Origin of the sequence: Gordonia polyisoprenivorans NBRC 16320 = JCM 10675, from assembly GCF_000241325.1 — a bacterium.
Taxonomy (GTDB): domain Bacteria; phylum Actinomycetota; class Actinomycetes; order Mycobacteriales; family Mycobacteriaceae; genus Gordonia; species Gordonia polyisoprenivorans.
Map to the genome: position 1 here is coordinate 34,010 of NZ_BAEI01000074.1, position 13,953 is coordinate 47,962.

13 protein-coding genes are annotated in these 13,953 nt (G+C 68.5%); 7 read left to right on the top strand and 6 right to left on the bottom strand.

The window, feature by feature from the left end; all coding sequences use genetic code 11:
• Positions 1 to 40: 40 nt before the first annotated feature.
• From GOPIP_RS19825 to GOPIP_RS19835, 3 genes are read right to left on the bottom strand one after another with little or no spacing between them, the layout of a single operon-like run.
• Entirely contained in the window at positions 41 to 1,015 is a 975-nt protein-coding gene (locus tag GOPIP_RS19825; protein ID WP_006371567.1) for a PLP-dependent cysteine synthase family protein, read from the bottom strand.
• Complete coding sequence (locus GOPIP_RS19830; RefSeq protein WP_006371568.1) at positions 1,012 to 1,296, bottom strand: MoaD/ThiS family protein; 285 nt, start codon at positions 1,294 to 1,296, stop codon at positions 1,012 to 1,014. Before GOPIP_RS19830 ends, GOPIP_RS19825 begins: the two co-directional genes overlap by 4 nt.
• Before the next feature lie 6 nt (positions 1,297 to 1,302).
• A complete protein-coding gene (locus tag GOPIP_RS19835; RefSeq protein ID WP_006371569.1) occupies positions 1,303 to 1,710 on the bottom strand; it encodes a M67 family metallopeptidase in 408 nt (135 codons plus the stop codon).
• Between the two features lie 290 nt (positions 1,711 to 2,000).
• Between GOPIP_RS19835 and GOPIP_RS19840 the strand changes: the two genes are divergently transcribed.
• Both GOPIP_RS19840 and GOPIP_RS19845 read left to right on the top strand, forming a co-directional pair.
• Positions 2,001 to 2,792 (top strand): SCO4651 family lipoprotein, encoded by a 792-nt coding sequence (locus GOPIP_RS19840; protein ID WP_006371570.1) that lies wholly within the window; start codon positions 2,001 to 2,003, stop codon positions 2,790 to 2,792.
• Between the two features lie 27 nt (positions 2,793 to 2,819).
• The gene (locus tag GOPIP_RS19845; RefSeq protein ID WP_006371571.1) at positions 2,820 to 3,212 is read left to right on the top strand and encodes a DUF4189 domain-containing protein; all 393 of its coding nucleotides are present in this window, start codon (positions 2,820 to 2,822) and stop codon (positions 3,210 to 3,212) included.
• Between the two features lie 45 nt (positions 3,213 to 3,257).
• Here GOPIP_RS19845 and GOPIP_RS19850 read toward each other — a convergent pair whose 3' ends face one another.
• From GOPIP_RS19850 to clpS, 3 genes are all read right to left on the bottom strand, one after another.
• Positions 3,258 to 4,343 carry a P1 family peptidase gene (locus GOPIP_RS19850; protein ID WP_035728491.1) on the bottom strand — a complete coding sequence of 362 codons (1,086 nt, stop codon included), beginning with the start codon at positions 4,341 to 4,343 and terminating at the stop codon, positions 3,258 to 3,260.
• A gap of 71 nt (positions 4,344 to 4,414) precedes the next feature.
• The gene (aosR, locus tag GOPIP_RS19855; protein WP_014359660.1) at positions 4,415 to 4,990 is read right to left on the bottom strand and encodes an oxidative stress transcriptional regulator AosR; all 576 of its coding nucleotides are present in this window, start codon (positions 4,988 to 4,990) and stop codon (positions 4,415 to 4,417) included.
• Between the two features lie 6 nt (positions 4,991 to 4,996).
• Entirely contained in the window at positions 4,997 to 5,320 is a 324-nt protein-coding gene (gene clpS, locus GOPIP_RS19860; RefSeq protein WP_026920197.1) for an ATP-dependent Clp protease adapter ClpS, read from the bottom strand.
• Between the two features lie 68 nt (positions 5,321 to 5,388).
• On the opposite strand from clpS, the gene GOPIP_RS19865 reads away from it, so the two are divergent.
• The 5 genes from GOPIP_RS19865 (at position 5,389) to glgB (ending at position 13,945) form a co-directional block, all read left to right on the top strand.
• The gene (locus tag GOPIP_RS19865; protein ID WP_210739326.1) at positions 5,389 to 6,645 is read left to right on the top strand and encodes a nicotinate phosphoribosyltransferase; all 1,257 of its coding nucleotides are present in this window, start codon (positions 5,389 to 5,391) and stop codon (positions 6,643 to 6,645) included.
• A gap of 68 nt (positions 6,646 to 6,713) precedes the next feature.
• The gene (locus GOPIP_RS19870) at positions 6,714 to 7,328 is read left to right on the top strand and encodes an isochorismatase family protein (RefSeq protein WP_006371576.1); all 615 of its coding nucleotides are present in this window, start codon (positions 6,714 to 6,716) and stop codon (positions 7,326 to 7,328) included.
• 9 nt (positions 7,329 to 7,337) lie between these two features.
• Positions 7,338 to 9,506 carry an ATP-dependent DNA helicase gene (locus GOPIP_RS19875; RefSeq protein WP_006371577.1) on the top strand — a complete coding sequence of 723 codons (2,169 nt, stop codon included), beginning with the start codon at positions 7,338 to 7,340 and terminating at the stop codon, positions 9,504 to 9,506.
• A 121-nt stretch (positions 9,507 to 9,627) separates the two neighbouring features.
• Positions 9,628 to 11,628, top strand: a complete 2,001-nt coding sequence (locus tag GOPIP_RS19880; RefSeq protein WP_006371578.1) for a maltotransferase domain-containing protein — start codon at positions 9,628 to 9,630, stop codon at positions 11,626 to 11,628.
• 22 nt (positions 11,629 to 11,650) lie between these two features.
• Positions 11,651 to 13,945, top strand: a complete 2,295-nt coding sequence (gene glgB, locus GOPIP_RS19885) for a 1,4-alpha-glucan branching protein GlgB (protein WP_006371579.1) — start codon at positions 11,651 to 11,653, stop codon at positions 13,943 to 13,945.
• The last annotated feature ends 8 nt before the right edge of the window (positions 13,946 to 13,953 follow it).

Sequence of the window (13,953 nt, forward strand, 5' to 3'; positions counted from 1 at the left end):
ATGCGGTGTCGGTCAGGTGCAGTCGGGGCGGATCGGGCCCTCAGGCCCAGAGCTGTCCCTCCAGGGCCTGCTCTGCTTCTTCCAGGCTACCGTCGTAGGCCCCGGTCGACAGATACTTCCATCCCGCGTCGGGCACGACGAAACCGATGTCGGCGCGCCGGCCCGCCTTGAGCGCCTTGCGTCCGATCCCTCGCGCGGCCTGCAGGATCGCGCCGGTGGAGATCCCGGCGAAGATGCCCTCGGTGTCGATGAGTTCACGCACCCGGGCGACGGCGTCGATCCCGGTCACCGAGAATCGGCGGGTCAGCACCGAGTCGTCGTAGAGCTCGGGCACGAAGCCCTCGTCGATGTTGCGCAGGCCGTACACCTCGTCGCCGTACCGCGGCTCGGCGGCCACGATCTCGATGTCGGGGTCGCGCTCACGCAGATAGCGTCCCACCCCCATCAGGGTGCCGGTGGTGCCGAGCCCGGCGACGAAGTGCGTGATCTCGGGCAGGTCGGCGTAGAGCTCGGGACCGGTGCCCGCGTAGTGCGCTCGCCAGTTGGCCTCGTTGCCGTACTGGTAGAGCATCACCCAGTCGTCGTGCTCGGCGGCGAGTTCCTTGGCCACCCGCACCGCGGTGTTCGAACCTCCGGCGGCGGGCGACGAGATGACTTCGGCGCCATACATTTTCAGCAGCGATCGGCGTTCCTCGGAGGTGTTCTCCGGCATCACGCAAATCAGGTGATATCCCTTGAGCTTGGCGGCCATCGCCAACGAGATCCCGGTGTTGCCGCTCGTGGGTTCCAGGATCGTCGCCCCGGGCCTCAGGGTGCCGTCGCGTTCGGCCGCCTCGATCATCGCCAATGCGGGGCGGTCCTTGATGGAGCCGGTCGGGTTACGGTCCTCGAGTTTGGCCCACAGCCGCACGTGCGGACCCTGCGTCGGATCGTCGTCCCAGCGCGGCGAGAGCCGCTGCAGACCGATCAGCGGAGTGTTGCCGACCGAGGCGATCAGCGAGTCGTAGCGGGTCACGACGTGGCGCTACCGCCGGCCACCGCGGGCAGGATGGTGACCTCGTCCCCGTCGTCGATGGTGGTGTCCAGACCACCGGAGAAGCGCACATCCTCGTCGTTGACGTAGATGTTGACGAAACGATGCAACTTGCCGTCGGCGACCAGCCGTTCGCGTAGCCCCGGGTTCGCCGACTCCAGGTTGTCGATGAGTTCACTCAACGTCGATCCCGTTGCGTCGACCCGCTTTTCACCACCGGTGTGGGTACGCAGGATCGTCGGGATGGACACGGTTACCGCCATGGTTGCTCAGCTCCTGATCTCGATCTCTTCTTCGGTGACCACCCCGTCGAGGATCCGGTAACTGCGGACCTCGTCGGTGTCGGGCTCGCGGGTGGACACCAGGACGTAATGGGCGCCCGGCTCACTCGCGTACGACACGTCGGTACGGCTGGGGTAGGGCTCGGTTGCGGTGTGCGAGTGGTAGATCACCACCGGCTCCTCGTCCCGGCGGTCCATCTCCCGCCACACCTTGAGTTGTTCGAGCGAGTCGAATCGGTAGAAGGTCGGTGACCGTTCGGCGTTGACCATCGGGATGAACCGCTGTGGCTCGTCGGAGCCCTCGGGACCGGCGATCACCCCGCACGCCTCGTCAGGATGATCGGCACGTGCATGCGCGATCATCTGGTCCACCAGCTCGCGGCTGATCCGCAGCACTGCCACTCCTCGCTCTCACCGTCACGGGTGCACTCCGCACATCGTGGCTACCCAACGTCCGGCTCGGCGACGCTATTCCGGTCGCCTGTCCGATCGCATGCTCTCGCAGGTCAGAGCTGCGCCCGGGCGGCTCGCGCCCGCGCCACACACCCGTCATCCGTGCGAACTACAGCTGTTTTCACACCGTCGTCCGGCGCTGTAGCGTTTCGCCACAGTTCACGATCTGCGGTGCCGACTTCGACAACCGACATCGGCCCCGGGGGAACCTCAGAGAATCAGGAGCTCACCACATGCACCGTGCCCACCGTGTTGCCACGGCCGCCATCGCCACGGGTATCGCCGCTGCCATCACACTCACCGGCTGCTCGTCGGATTCCGACAGCGGCTCGGGTGGCAACAACACCACCGCCTCGTCGTCGATGAACGATCCGGCCGCCCTCATCAACGCCGCCGCCGACAAGACCGCCGCCCTCACCGGCGCCCATCTGGACCTCACCGTCGACGGCAAGGTTCCCAACGTGACCGTCAAGAAGGTCGACGCCGATCTGGTGACCAAGCCCAAGACCGCGGCCAAGGGCACCGCGACGGTGATGCTGGGCACCACCGACAGCGCCGCACCGTTCGTCTACGTCGATCAGCACCTCTACGCCGACATCGGCAACAAGGGCTACGTCGACTACGGCGACGGCCGCTCCGTCTACGACGTCTCGGTCGTTCTCAACCCCGAGAAGGGCCTGGCGAATCTGCTGCGGAACATGCAGGACCCCAAGACCTCCGGCACCGAGGACATCGGCGGCGTCAAGGCCACCCGCGTCACCGGGACCGTCGCCGCCAAGCAACTCGCCGCGCTGACCGGGACCAACATCACCAAGAACCAGGACGCCCAGGTTCCGGTGAACGTCTGGATCACTCCCGACAACCAGCTCGCCCGAGTGGTCCTCATACCGGCGACCAACTCCACGATGACGATGAACCTGTCGAACTGGAACAACACCGTCGAGGTCACCAAACCGGCGACGATCGCCACCCCGTCCCCCTCCGGAACCCCCAACCCGTCCGACGCCTCGCGCGCGCCGGCCTGATCACCCGCTCACGCAAGGAGACAGCTCATGAGTATTCGCAAGCGTCTGGTTGCCTCGGCCGTCGCCGTGGGCGCGGTGGGTGCAGCGCTCGTCGCTCCCGCCGCCCTCGACACCGCCCCCGCTGCCCACGCCTACGGCAACTACTACGGCGCGATCGCGCTGAACACCTCGACCGGGGACGCCGGACGAGCGTGGGACTACGACTCCTCCGCCGGGGCCGCCGACGCGGCACTCGACTCCTGCGGCTACGGCTGCAAGGTCGTGGTCCAGTTCGTCAACGGTTGCGGCGCGGTCGCCTCGTCACCGTCGTACTGGGGTTACGGTCGCGGCCCGAGCCTCTACAGCGCCCAGTCGAACGCGCTCTACGCCGCAGGCGGCGGCGACATCTACACCTGGGTCTGCACCTCGGGCCACGAATAGTCACCGCCCGCTCTCACCGGCGGGCCACCGGAGACCGTGATGGCGTCAGCGAATCGCTGACGCCATCACGCGTCGGTAGGCGGGGATGCCTGCGACCGGTTCGGCGGCGACGATCGCCGCGATCACCGCGTCCCGGGTGACCTCGGTGGCGACCGCACACACCTGTGCCAGCACCGCGGTGTCGGGGTTCATGCCGGGCGGGATCGCCGGGGTCGGCGCCACCGGGTGCGCCCCGGTGGCCACGGCGAAGATGGTGTCGCCGTCGAGCGGCGAGTGCACCGGACGGATCGCCAGGGCGAGCCCGTCGTGCGCCGACATCGCCACCCGCCGCAACGACGCCGGGGCGAACGCCGCGTCGGTCGCGACGACGCCGATCGTGGTGTTGAGGACGGTCGGCTTGGCGCCGACGTCTGCCAGCGCGGCCACCTCGGCCGGCGCCGGCTGCTGCAGACCCAGTCGAGCCAGCTCGGATTGGCCGACGCCCCAAGGCAATCCGGTATCCGGGTCGATCACCGCACCGACCGGGTTGGCGACGATGAGCGCGCCCACGAGGATCCCGGCGGCCGGGCCCTCCTCGATCCGTCTACTCGTCGTGCCGACACCGCCCTTGAGGGCACCGGCCCGCGCGCCCGCACCGGCACCGACGCTGCCCACCGCAAACTCGCGACCCGCCGAGCGCACCGCCGCGGTACCGAACCCCGCGTCCGGACGGTTCTCCCAGGCCCCGACCGGGAGGTCGAAGATCACCGCGGCGGGAACGATCGGGACAACGTGCCCGTGCGCGTCCATCGGCAGGCCCACGCCGTGGCGCTCGAGTTCGCTCATCACGCCGTCCGCGGCGGCCAGCCCGTAGGCGCTGCCACCGGTCAGGACCACGGCATGGGCGGTGGTGACGGTGTTCGAGGGATCGAGCAGATCGGTTTCGCGGGTACCCGGACCACCACCGCGTACGTCGACGGCCGCGCACGGGCGCGGCCCGTCGATCCGGGTCACCGTGGTGCCGCTGCACCAGCCGGTCCCCGGCGGGTCGTCGGGGCCGCCACCGCCGACGGTCACCTCGGCATCGATGCGGTGGTGATGGCCGACGGTGATCCCGTCGATATCGGTGATGCGGTTGCCCGCCTGCGCCATTCGGGCGTCCGACTCCCCCGTCACATCAACGCCCTTGCTCACCAAGAGGCCTCGCTCACATCATTCTCCGCTCACATCAAGGCCTCGACGAGGAGTTCCTGCATCACCGTCAGCCAGTGGTAGACGTCGAGATGGGCGGCATGCGGATGACCCTCGGGCAGCTGGTCGGGGGTGTCCTCGGAGATACCGAGCATCGCGCCGAGAGCCAGCCGGACGTCGTTGAGCGCGGTCAGCCAGTCGAGAGCCTGTGCCTCGGTCAGGGCGATGTCGCCACCGCCGGCGGGCAACGAATCCAGCAAGGTCCGGGCGGCCCCGAGTTTGGCGTCGATGATCTTCGGCTCGTTCAGGCTGCGCATCGCGGCGTTGAGGTCGCCATTGATCATCTCCGCTTCCAGGTCGCGCTCCTGGTCGGGACGATGGAAATCGGGCAGCAACCGGCCAAGGGTGAGATCGGTCGGCGGCGACGAGTGGCCCGTGCGGATGCCGGTCATCGCAGCGAGTTCGTCGGTGGGCGCGCTCGATTCCCGTTCGGTGAGGAGGTCGGTCATCGAGGTCACCATCGACGCGAGCAGCTCGACCTCATGGCGTTCGAGGTTGGAGCAGATCCGCATCCGCGAACCCCGACCCTGCCTTTTCCAGGTGCGCACGCGCGCTCAGCAATCCCGCTGCATCGTCGCCCACAATCCCGCGGCATGCAGCTTTCGGACGTCGGACTCCACCTTGTCGCGGCCACCGCTGGACACCACCGCGCGCCCCTCGGTGTGCACCTGCATCATCAGCTCGTTCGCCCGGGCCTCGGAGTAGCCGAAGATCTTCTGGAAGACGAAGGTGACATACCGCATCAGGTTGACCGGGTCGTCCCACACGACCGTCATCCACGGGCGGTCGAGGTCCGATGCGCCCTCGGCGACGGTGGGTTCGGCGACGGCCGCACCACCGGGAGTAGCCTCATGCGCACGCATTCCGTCAGGCGCCATACGTCCAAGGGTAAGGGATCAACAACGTGGACAACACCGCCCTGCTGACCGATCACTACGAGGTCACCATGGTCCGCGCAGCGCTGCGCCACCCGATCGCGCACCGCCGGTGCGTCTTCGAAGTGTTCGCGCGGCGCCTACCCGACGGCCGCCGCTACGGTGTGGTCGCCGGTACCGGACGGGTCATCGACGAGCTGGCACGCTTCCGATTCGGCGACGAGGAGATCGCGGTCCTCGAACGCTTCTGCGACGCCGAGACGATCGCCTGGCTGCGTGACTACCGGTTCTCCGGTGACATCGACGGCTACCGCGAGGGTGAGCTGTACTTTCCCGGATCCCCGATCCTGACCGTGCGCGCGAGTTTCGCCGAGGGGGTACTGCTCGAGACCCTGATCCTGTCGATCCTCAACCACGACAGTGCGATCGCGTCGGCGGCGGCGCGGATGGTCAGCGCTGCCGGCAACCGGCCGATCATCGAGATGGGGTCGCGCCGCACCCACGAGCGGGCCGCGGTCTCCTCGTCGCGGGCGGCCTACATCGCGGGCGTCGCGGCCACCTCCAACCTGGAGGCGGCCCGCACCTACGGGGTGCCGAGTGCCGGCACCGCCGCGCACGCGTTCACCCTCGGCTTCGCCGGACCCGACGGCCCCGACGAGAAGGCGGCCTTCGCCGCGCAGATCGAGGCGCTCGGTGTCGGCACCACGCTGCTCGTCGACACCTACGACATCACCGCCGGGGTCCGCAACGCCATCGAGGTCGCCGGACCCGAACTCGGGGCGGTGCGCATCGACTCCGGCGACCTCGGCGTGCTCGCCCGACAGGTCCGCGATCAGCTCGACTCCCTCGGCGCCACCGGCACCAAGATCGTCGTGTCCGGCGATCTCGACGAGTACGCCATCGCCTCGCTGCGCGCCGAACCCGTCGACACCTACGGGGTGGGCACCTCCTTGGTCACCGGTAGCGGTGCGCCCACCGCCGGCATGGTCTACAAGCTCGTCGAGGTCGACGGCACCCCCGTCGCCAAACGGGCCAGCCACAAGGAATCGCGGGGTGGTGCCAAGACCGCCGTCCGCGCGGCCCGACCCAGCGGCACCATCGTCGAGGAGATCATCCACCGCACGGGCGATCCGCTGCCGGACACCCACGGGCTCGTCACCCGCGACCTGCAGATCCCGCTCGTCCGTTCCGGCGAGCCCGTCGACGATCTGCCGAACCTGTCCGACGCGCGCGACCACCTCGGCCGCGGCCTCGTGAGCCTGCCGTGGGAGGGACTCGGCCTGTCGCACGGTGATCCGGCGGTGCCGACGCGCTACGTTCTGGGTTGAGCATTCCGGGCCACCGCCTTCCCGTCGCCCGTCACCAGCCGCCCTGTCCACCGCCCCCGAGGAGAATCATGAGCAGCCCGCAGTCCGGCGAATGGTCCGGCCCGGCCGACGCCCTGGTCATCGTCGACGTCCAGAACGACTTCTGCGAGGGCGGTGCGCTGGGCGTCCGCGGGGGTAACGCCGTGGCGGGTGCGATCAACAGCATCCTGGGCGACTACCGGACCGTGGTGGCCACACGCGACTATCACATCGATCCGGGTGCGCACTTCTCCGACGACCCCGACTACGTCGACTCGTGGCCGCCGCACTGTCGGGTCGGCACCGATGGTGTGGCGTTCTCGCCCGCGCTGGACACCTCGACGGTCGCCGATGTCTTCTCCAAAGGCGAGTACAGCGCCGCCTATTCGGGTTTCGAGGGCGCCGACGACGACGGGGTATCCCTCGAACGGTGGCTGCGCGTGGCCGGGGTGAACTCGGTGGACGTCGTCGGGATCGCCACCGACCACTGCGTGCGTGCCACTGCCCTCGACGCCGCGCGCGCCGGTCTGCGTACCCGCGTGCTGCTCAACTTCACCGCCGCCGTCGACACATCGACGGCCAAGGCCGCGCTCGACGAGATGCGTTCGGCGGGAATAACTCTCGACGGCGATCTGCTGTACAGTGGCGCATCCGAGGAGTCCTGAGCCGCACCCATGACCGATCTTCCCTCGGTGACCGAGCTGCTCGACGCGGCGGTCACCGCATTGTCCGGCCGTCGTCGCGACGGCCAGCTGCGCATGGCCAACGCCGTCGATCACGCCATCGACGTCGGCGAGCATCTCGCCGTCCAGGCGGGCACCGGCACCGGTAAGTCACTGGCCTACCTGGTGCCCGCGATCCGGCATGCCGTGGCCTCCGGCGACACGGTGGTGGTGTCGACGGCGACGATCGCGCTGCAGCGCCAGCTCGTCGAGCGGGATCTGCCACGGCTCGCCGATGCCCTGGCCGGCCCGCTCGGGCGCAAGCCGACCTTCGCGATCCTCAAGGGCCGCTCGAATTACCTGTGCCTGCACAAGATCCACGCGGGCGCCGTCGAGGAACCCGATACCGAGCTCTTCGATGCCTTCGAGCTGTCCCGGACCGGCCGCGAGGTCACCCGGCTGCGGGAGTGGACCTCCGACACCGAGACCGGTGACCGCGATGACCTGTCCCCCGGGGTCGCCGACCGCTCCTGGCGACAGGTCAGCGTGTCGGCGCGGGAGTGTCTGGGAGCAACCAACTGCTCCTACTCCGAGGACTGTTTCGCCGAACGCGCGCGCCGAGCCAGCGCCCAGGTCGACGTCGTCGTCACCAATCACGCGATGCTGGCCATCGACGCGCTCAGCCCGGCCAACGTCCTGCCCGATCACGACGTGGTGATCATCGACGAGGCGCACGAGCTCGTCGACCGCATCACCTCGGTCAGCACCGCGGAGGTCTCGGCGGCAGCGGTGGCCAACCTGTCCAAGCGGGTCGGCAAACTCGTCGACGAAGAAACCGTCGATGCGCTCATCGGTGCCGGTGAGCACCTCGGTGAGCTCCTCGATGACTGTCCGCCCGGCGAGTGGACGGCCATGCCGCCTGCGGCCGGCGCCACGCTGACGGTGCTGCGCGACCGCCTGTGGGCCACGCGTGGTGCCATCGGGCCGGTCCGCGGCCTCGGGGCGAGCGGCGACGAGGGTGCCGCCGCGGCCCGCTCGGCCGCGCTCACCGGACTCGAGGATCTCCACGACACGATCGTGCGGCTGCTCGGGGCGTTCTCCGAGCCGGAGGTGGCCAAGCGTCGTGACGTGGTCTGGGTGGGCCACGAGCGGGTGGGCCGCGGGCCATCGGCGAGCACCCGCCCGGTGCTACACATCGCACCGCTGTCGGTCGGCGGGTTGCTGCGCAGCACCCTGTTCTCCACCTCCACGGTGATCCTGACCTCGGCGACGCTGACCATCGGCGGTTCGTTCGACGCGCTGGCCGCCACCTGGGGGTTGCCGGCTTCGGGGCGCGGTGCAGACACCCCGGCCGCCGACGAGGTCGATGACCCGGGACCGGACGGGTCATCACGGGACGGGTCTGGGCGAGACAGGTCTGGGCGAGACAGGTCTGGGCGATCCGCGGTGGCCGCGCGGACGGCGACCGCGACGGGCAAGGCCGCCCCGTCGGACGAGGGTACGGTCCGCTGGACCGGTCTCGACGCCGGCTCACCGTTCGACTATCCGCGCTCGGCGATCCTTTATGTCGCCCGCCACCTCCCACGGCCCGGGCGCGACGGACTGGCCCCGGCGACCCTCGACGAGATCGAGTCGCTGATCGGTGCCGCCAACGGACGCACCCTCGGTTTGTTCTCGTCGATGCGGGCGGCGCGCGCGGCCGCCGATGCATTGGCCGACCGCGTGTCGGTGCCGATCCTGTGCCAGGGTGACGACACCACCTCGACGTTGGTCAAGCAATTCGCCGAGGACCCGGAGACCTGCCTGTTCGGCACGTTGTCGCTGTGGCAGGGCGTCGATGTGCCCGGGCCGTCGTTGAGTCTGGTGCTCATCGACCGGATTCCGTTCCCCCGGCCGGACGATCCGCTGCTCACCGCCCGTCAGCGCGCCGTCGACGCCCGCGGCGGCAACGGTTTTCTGTCGGTCGCCGCCAACCATGCCGCCCTGCTGCTCGCGCAGGGCGCCGGTCGGCTGCTGCGTTCGGTCGACGACCGTGGTGTGGTCGCGGTGCTCGATTCGCGTCTGGCGACCGCCGGATACGGCGGCTACCTCGCGGCGTCGCTACCACCCTTCTGGCGGACCACCGACCCCACCGTGGTCCGGTCGGCACTGAGCAGGCTGACAGGGGTGCCCGTACGCTGATCCTGGCGCGCGGAGCGCTCCGAGCGACAAGAATGGGTACCACGCCCCGGCGCAGAGGCCGCGGTGAGCAACGACGCATCCTCGCACCGACACGCGGTCGGGGTGAGAAGGGAGACCGTCTGTGATCGGCCGGATGGGCATCGACGACATCCAACCCTTGGTTTCGGCGGGCCAGTATCCAGCCAAAGCCGTTGTCGGAGAAACGATCCCGATCAGTGCGACCGCGTGGCGCGAGGGCCACGACGCACTCGGGGTCACTGTGCGGATCGAGGCCCCGCGCCGACGCGTCTACGAGATCACCATGACGCCGTCGATCGAGCCCGACCAGTTCAACGCCGTCTTCGTCCCCGACACCGAGGGCTACTGGACGTTCCGCGTCGAGGCCTGGAGCGACCCGTACACGACCTGGCGGTCGGCGATCGTCAAGAAGATCGAGGCCGGTCAGTCCGCTGCGGACCTGGCCAACGACCTCGAGATCGGCGCGCGCGTGCTCTCCCGGGCCCGCGACCAGATCGCCCCCACCGAACGCGGGGTCCTCTCCGACGCGATCCGCCTGCTGCGCGCCGAGGACATGTCCCTGTCGACGCGGGTCGCCCCCGCCATCGCCGACGCCGTCACCTCACTGCTGCACCAACACCCGGTCCGCGAGATGGTCACCAAGAGCCGCAACCACCGCGTCTGGGTGGATCGCCGACGCGCGCTGTTCGGCTCGTGGTACGAGATGTTTCCGCGCTCGACCGGCGGATGGGACAACGAGGGGCGCCCGGTGCACGGCACCTTCCTCACCGCGGCGCAGGATCTGCCCCGCATCGCCGACATGGGATTCGACGTCGTCTACCTGCCGCCGATCCATCCGATCGGCGAGGTCAACCGCAAGGGCCCCAACAACACCCTGATCGCCGGAGCCGAGGACGTCGGCTCGCCCTGGGCGATCGGGTCCCGCGACGGTGGCCACGACGCCATCCACCCGCGCCTGGGCAGCGAGGAGGATTTCACCTACTTCGTCGGACGGGCGCGCGAACTCGGCATGGAGATCGCACTCGACCTCGCATTGCAATGCGCCCCGGACCACCCGTGGGCCACCGAGCATCCCGACTGGTTCACGATCCTGCCGGACGGCACCATCGCCTACGCGGAGAACCCACCCAAGAAGTACCAGGACATCTATCCGCTCAATTTCGACAACGACCGCGCCGGCATCTATGCAGGTGTGCTACGCGTGGTGCTGCACTGGATCAATTTGGGCGTCAACATCTTTCGCGTCGACAATCCGCACACCAAGCCGCCGAACTTCTGGGAATGGCTGATCACCGAGATCAAGAAACGCCATCCCGACGTGTTGTTCCTGGCCGAGGCATTCACCCGCCCCGCACGACTCTACGGACTGGCGCGCCTCGGGTTCACGCAGTCCTACACCTATTTCACGTGGAAGACCGCGCGCTGGGAGCTCGAGGAGTTCGGCAACGAACTCGCCGCACACGCCGACGAGGCCCGGCCGAATCTCTTCGTCAACACCCCGGACATCCTCCACGAGAGCCTGCAGCATGGTGGCCCGGGCATGTTCGCATTGCGGGCGGCGCTGGCGGCGACCCTCTCCCCGACCTGGGGTGTGTATTCGGGATACGAACTCTACGAACACCTGCCGGTCCGGGAGGGCAGCGAGGAGTACCTCGATTCGGAGAAGTACCAACTGCGCCCACGCGATTACAAGGCGGCCGCGTCCCGAGGGGAATCCCTGGAACCGTGGATCACCTCGCTCAACGCGATCCGGCGTCGTCATCCGGCTCTGCAGCAGTTGCGCAACATCACCTTTCACCACATCGAGAACCCGGCGCTGATCGCCTACTCCAAGATCGACCCCGCCTCCGGGGACCGGGTACTGGTCGTCATCAACCTCAATCCATTCGGCACCGAGACCGCGACCCTGTGGCTCGACATGCCCGCCCTCGGTTTCGACTGGCAGGACCACTTCGGGGTCCGCGACGAGGTCACCGGAGAGGAGTACACCTGGGGTCAGGCGAACTACATCCAACTCGAACCGTGGCGCGCGGTGGCCCATATCCTGGCCCTGCCGCCCCTCGATCCGGCGCTCGCGCAACAGCTTTCCTACCGCATCCGGTGAGGAACGAGGAGAGGACGACGACGTGACCAATCCCCCGCAATTCCCCACCCCCGACGATCCCCGGCCCACGGCCTCGCCGGCGTGCGGCGAGCCCGACCCGAACGCCTCCGGCCACGATCTGCGACGGATCGATGCCCTGACCCATCCCGACCCGCATGCCTTCCTCGGCGCTCACGACACCGGGACCGGTTTCACCGTGCTGCGGACGCTGCGTCCCACCGCGACGTCGGTCACCGCGGTCATCGGCGGCGTCGACTATCCGATGACCGCCCAGACCGACGATCTGTTCGTCGTCGCGGTCCCGATCGAGGGTCTCATCGACTACCGCTACCGCGTGGAGTATCCCGACGGCGCGGGCGGCCACGAGTCCTACGTCGTCGCCGACGGTTATCGCTTCCTGCCGAGCGTCGGCGAGACCGACCGCTACCTGTTCGGCGAGGGCCGCCACGAGCGTTTGTGGGAAATCCTCGGGGCGCGGCCGGTCAGCTACACCACTCCCGACGGCGAGGTGTCGGGGACCGCGTTCTCGGTGTGGGCTCCGAACGCCCACGGCGTGGCGGTGATCGGCGATTTCGACTGGACCGGGCGCACCGCGCCGATGAGATCGCTGGGCTCCAGCGGCATCTGGGAGGTCTTCCTGCCCGACATCGGCGCGGGCACCCAGTACAAGTTCAAGGTGCACGGCGCCGACGGGGTGATCCGGGAGAAGGCCGACCCGATGGCGTTGGGCACCAACCTGCCCCCGGCGACCGCGTCGGTGGTGACCACCTCGGCGCACGAGTGGTCCGACGACGCGTGGATCGCCACCCGTGCCGCCTCCGCACCGGCCACCGAACCGATGAGCATCTACGAGGTGCACCTCGGGTCGTGGCGAATGGGGTTGTCCTACCGGGAGATCGCCGAGCAACTCGGCGACTACCTCGTCGAAAAGGGCTTCACCCACGTCGAATTCCTGCCGGTCGCCGAGCACCCCTTCGGCGGCTCGTGGGGATATCAGGTCACCAGCTATTACGCGCCCTCGGCCCGGTTCGGCCACCCCGACGACTTCCGGTATCTCGTCGACCACCTGCATTCGCTCGGGATCGGCGTACTCGTCGACTGGGTGCCCGCCCACTTCCCCAAGGACGAATGGGCATTGGCGCGTTTCGACGGCACCGCCCTGTACGAACACGCCGACCCGATGCGCGGCGAGCAACTCGACTGGGGCACATACGTCTTCGACTTCGGCCGCCACGAGGTACGCAACTTCCTGGTCGCCAACGCGCTGTTCTGGTTCGACGAATTCCACATCGATGGCCTGCGCGTCGACGCGGTCGCCTCGATGCTCTACCTCGACTACTCGCGCCCGGCCGGCGGCTGGCGTCCCAACATCTACGGTGGGCGCGAGAACCTCGAGGCGGTGCAGTTCCTACAGGAGACCAATGCCACTGTGCACAAGCATTTCCCGGGCGTGGTCACGATCGCCGAGGAATCGACGGCATGGCCGGGCGTGACCCGCATGACCGATCTGGGCGGGCTGGGCTTCAGCTTCAAGTGGAACATGGGCTGGATGCACGACACGCTCGGCTACCTCGGGCGTGATCAGGTTCACCGCAGCTTCCACCACCACGAGATCACCTTCTCGATGATGTACGCGTGGAGCGAGAACTTCGTCCTGCCGCTCTCCCACGACGAGGTCGTCCACGGCAAGGGCACACTGTGGACCCGGATGCCCGGCGACTCGTTCACCAAGGCCGCCGGGGTCCGCGTGTTCCTGGCATATCAGTGGGCGCATCCGGGCAAGCAATTGCTGTTCATGGGACAGGAATTCGGTCAGACCGGCGAGTGGGCCGAGGACCGCAGCCTGGATTGGTCACAGATGTCGGGCTGGGAAGGCGAATTGCATTCGGGCATCTCGGCTCTCGTGACCGATCTCAACCGGGTCTACCGACAGACGCCGGCCTTGTTCAGCGCGGACACCGACCCGGCGGGTTACGAGTGGATCGACGCCAACGACACCGCCAACAACGTCATCAGCTTCCTTCGATACGGAGCCGACGGTTCGGTTCTCGCATGTCTGTTCAACTTCTCCGGCTCCGATCGCAGCAACTACCGCGTCGGGCTTCCGGTGGCGGGCACCTGGGCCGAGGTCCTCAACACCGACTCGTCGGCGTATTCGGGTTCCGGTCAGGGAAATCTGGGCAGCGTCGTCACCGACGACCAACCGTGGCACGCCCGTCCCGTCTCGGCGACGGTGATGCTCCCGGCGAACTCGGCGATCTGGCTGGCCCCGGTCCCGGTCGACTCCCCGACCGATTCCGCTCCGACATCGCCGTGATCGCCCAC

What these genes read in the sequence shown, in the direction of transcription:
- GOPIP_RS19830 (WP_006371568.1), bottom strand. Translation starts at nt 1,296, where the DNA reads ATGGCGGTAACCGTGTCCATCCCGACGATCCTGCGTACCCACACCGGT.
- GOPIP_RS19840 (WP_006371570.1), top strand. Translation starts at nt 2,001, where the DNA reads ATGCACCGTGCCCACCGTGTTGCCACGGCCGCCATCGCCACGGGTATC.
- GOPIP_RS19845 (WP_006371571.1), top strand. Translation starts at nt 2,820, where the DNA reads ATGAGTATTCGCAAGCGTCTGGTTGCCTCGGCCGTCGCCGTGGGCGCG.
- GOPIP_RS19850 (WP_035728491.1), bottom strand. Translation starts at nt 4,343, where the DNA reads ATGGCGCAGGCGGGCAACCGCATCACCGATATCGACGGGATCACCGTC.
- clpS (WP_026920197.1), bottom strand. Translation starts at nt 5,320, where the DNA reads ATGGCGCCTGACGGAATGCGTGCGCATGAGGCTACTCCCGGTGGTGCG.
- GOPIP_RS19865 (WP_210739326.1), top strand. Translation starts at nt 5,389, where the DNA reads ATGGTCCGCGCAGCGCTGCGCCACCCGATCGCGCACCGCCGGTGCGTC.
- GOPIP_RS19870 (WP_006371576.1), top strand. Translation starts at nt 6,714, where the DNA reads ATGAGCAGCCCGCAGTCCGGCGAATGGTCCGGCCCGGCCGACGCCCTG.
- GOPIP_RS19875 (WP_006371577.1), top strand. Translation starts at nt 7,338, where the DNA reads ATGACCGATCTTCCCTCGGTGACCGAGCTGCTCGACGCGGCGGTCACC.